The 2673-nt window shown below is 73.5% G+C and carries 3 protein-coding genes; all 3 read right to left on the reverse strand.

The window, feature by feature from the left end:
• Nucleotides 1-107: 107 nt before the first annotated feature.
• Nucleotides 108-872 (reverse strand): ABC transporter ATP-binding protein, encoded by a 765-nt coding sequence (locus tag D588_RS0110525; RefSeq protein WP_017912707.1) that lies wholly within the window; start codon nucleotides 870-872, stop codon nucleotides 108-110.
• Complete coding sequence (locus tag D588_RS0110530) at nucleotides 869-2002, reverse strand: ABC transporter permease (protein WP_017910964.1); 1134 nt, start codon at nucleotides 2000-2002, stop codon at nucleotides 869-871. The genes D588_RS0110525 and D588_RS0110530 overlap by 4 nt, the downstream gene beginning before the upstream one ends.
• Nucleotides 2002-2673 (reverse strand): TolC family protein (locus D588_RS24450; protein ID WP_017915941.1); only part of this gene is annotated, 672 nt, incomplete at its 5' end. The genes D588_RS0110530 and D588_RS24450, both read right to left, overlap by 1 nt.

Raw genomic sequence — 2673 nt, forward strand, 5'->3', positions numbered from 1 at the left:
CACCGCCAGGTAGGCCGGGGTGGCGGCCGGCGCCGGGGCCGGCGTGCGGTCCGAGGGCGCGCATGCGGCCAGCAGCAGGCTCAGCAGGGGCGCGGCGGCGAACGCTTTCATGGTGCGGGATTCCGTGAGGGCAGGGGCGAGGGCGGCGCGTTGACGCGGCGGTCGTCGAGGATGCGGCCGTCCTCCATCGACAGCACGCGGTCGGCATGGCGGATCAGGCGCGGGTCGTGGCTCACGCACAGCACCATGGTGTTGTGGCGGCGCGCGATGCGGTGCAGTAGGTCGATCACGATCTGGCCGTTGCCGGCGTCCAGCGCGCTGGTGGGTTCGTCGGCAAACAGCAGCGCCGGGTGCTTGGCCAGCGCGCGGGCGATCGCCACGCGCTGCTTCTCGCCGCCGGACAGTTCGGCCGGGCGCAGGTGCTGGCGGTGGGCGATGCCGACCTCGGCCAGCGCCTCCTCCGCACGGCTGCGCACTTCGGCCGGGGCCAGGCCCATGTACTGCAGCGGCAGCCGCACCTGGTCCAGCGCGCACAGCGCCGGGAACAGGTTGAAGCCCTGGAAGATGAAGCCGGTGTGGCGTAGCCGGAACTGCTCCAGCGCGGTGGCGCCGAGCGCACCCAGCTCTTCGCCCAGCGCCAGCACCTGGCCGGCGTCGGCGCGCTGCAGGCCGCTGAGGATCGACAGCAGGGTGCTCTTGCCGCAGCCCGACGGGCCGGAGATCAGGGTCAGCTCGCCCGGCCACACCTGCAGTTCCACGTCGCGCAGCACCGGCGTGCGCAGGCTGCCGGAGACGAAGCTCTTGCACAGTCCGCTGCCGCTGAGGGTGGCGGCGGCCGGATGCAGCGCGGCGGGGGCGACGATGCGGCTCATCGCAGCAGCAACGCCGGATCGGCGCGGCGCAGGCCGCGCAGCGCGGCCAGGGCCGAGACCACGGTCAGCAGCATCACCGCACACACGCACAGGCCCCAGCCGCTGGCGTTGAACGCCACCGGCACGTCGTGCGCGCGGGCCAGCGCGACCAGCGCCGCGCCCAGCGCACTGGCGCCGATCAGGCCCAGCGCACCGACCCAGGCGGCCTGTTCCAGCACCACCCAGCGCAGGTTGCGCATGCTCACGCCCAGCGCGTTGAGCGTGGCGTACTCGCGCGCGGCGCCGAGCACGGTGCCGAGCAGGGTCTGGCTGGTGATGGCCACGCCGACCAGCAGCACGATGCCGCCGAGGAACAGCACGCCGGAGCCGGCGCCGGTGTCGAACATCCAGAACAGGATGCTGCGCCGGGCGAAATCGTCGGCGCTCCAGGCTTCCACGCGCGGCCGCGTGACCGCGCTGTCGATCGCCTGCGCCACCGCCTGCGGGTCGGCGCCGGGGCGCAGCCTGGCCACCATGTAGGTCGGCCAGTCCGGATGCGCAGTGTCGCTGTTGAGCGCGCGCGCGGTGTCCAGCGAGGCGAGCACGTTGACCCCGCCGAGCGCGCGCAGGCCGCGGCCGACCCCGATCACCCGCACGCGATGACCATTGATGCGCGCGCTGCTGCCGACGCCGACGCCGAGCTTGTCCAGTTCCGCGCGGTCCACCACCACGGTGTCCGGTTCGCGCAGCGCCGCGCGCAGGGCGGGGCTGAGCAGACGGGAGAACATCAGCCCGCCGTCGCGGGTGTCGATGCCGGAGATGTAGACCGACACCGCGCCGGTGTCGCCGGGGCCGCGCCAGTCGCCGTCGAACCAGATGAACGGCTCGACCTGCGCCACCCGCGGGTCCAGGTACAGCGGCGCGGCCGCGTCCGGATCGATGGCGCGGCCCTGGTCCACGCTCTGCGTGCCGGGATAGCCCAGCCACAGGTCGGCGTCGGAGCCGGACACATAGACGCTGGCGCTGCCGAAGATGCCCAGCACCAGTGCGGTCTGCAGCAGCAGCAACAGGCTGGCGAAGCCCACCGACACCACCACCGGCAGGAAGCGGCGCCACTCGTAGCGCAGGGTCTGGCGGGCCAGCGCGACCATCAGGGCTGCGCGCCTTCGTGGTTGCTGACGGCGCCTGTGCCGGGGATCGGCGCAGTGGCGCTGCCCAGTGCGGTGTGCAGGGCGACGTAGGCCAGGTCGCGCTGGCGCTGCGCTTCCAGCAGTTCCAGGGCGGCCTGGTCGCGCGCGGCCTGCTGCGTGGCCACGTCCAGGTCGCTGCCCAGGCCCAGCCGCCGGCGCTGCTGCGCGACCTCGCTGGCCTGCTGCTGTGCCTGCAGCACCTGCTGCTGGGTTTCGACGTTGCGCCGCTGCTGTTCCAGTGCGGTCAGCGCGTCCTCGACCTCGTTGACTGCCTCCAGCACGGTCTGGCGGTAGGCCAGGGTGGCCGCTTCCAGCAGGTCGCCGCGCGCCTTGGCCTTGGCATGGCGGATGCCCCAGTCGAACAGCGGAATGTCGATCACCGGGCCGAACGAGGCGATGCCGTGGGTGGCGGTGCGGCGATGGCTCAGCAGGGTGGTCGACCAGCGGATCGAACCGCCCAGGCCGATGCTGCCGTACTGATCGGCGCGGGCCAGATCCAACGCGCCGGCCGCGCTCAGCACCTCGGCTTCGCGCGTGGCGATGTCCGGGCGCCGGCGCAGCAGGTCGGCCGGGACGCTGTCGACCGCGGCGATCTGCAACGCCGTCGGCGCGGCGCTGGCCGCGGCCGTGCA

It is taken from the genome of Xanthomonas sp. SHU 308, assembly GCF_000364645.1.
Classification (GTDB): Bacteria; Pseudomonadota; Gammaproteobacteria; order Xanthomonadales; family Xanthomonadaceae; genus Xanthomonas_A; species Xanthomonas_A sontii.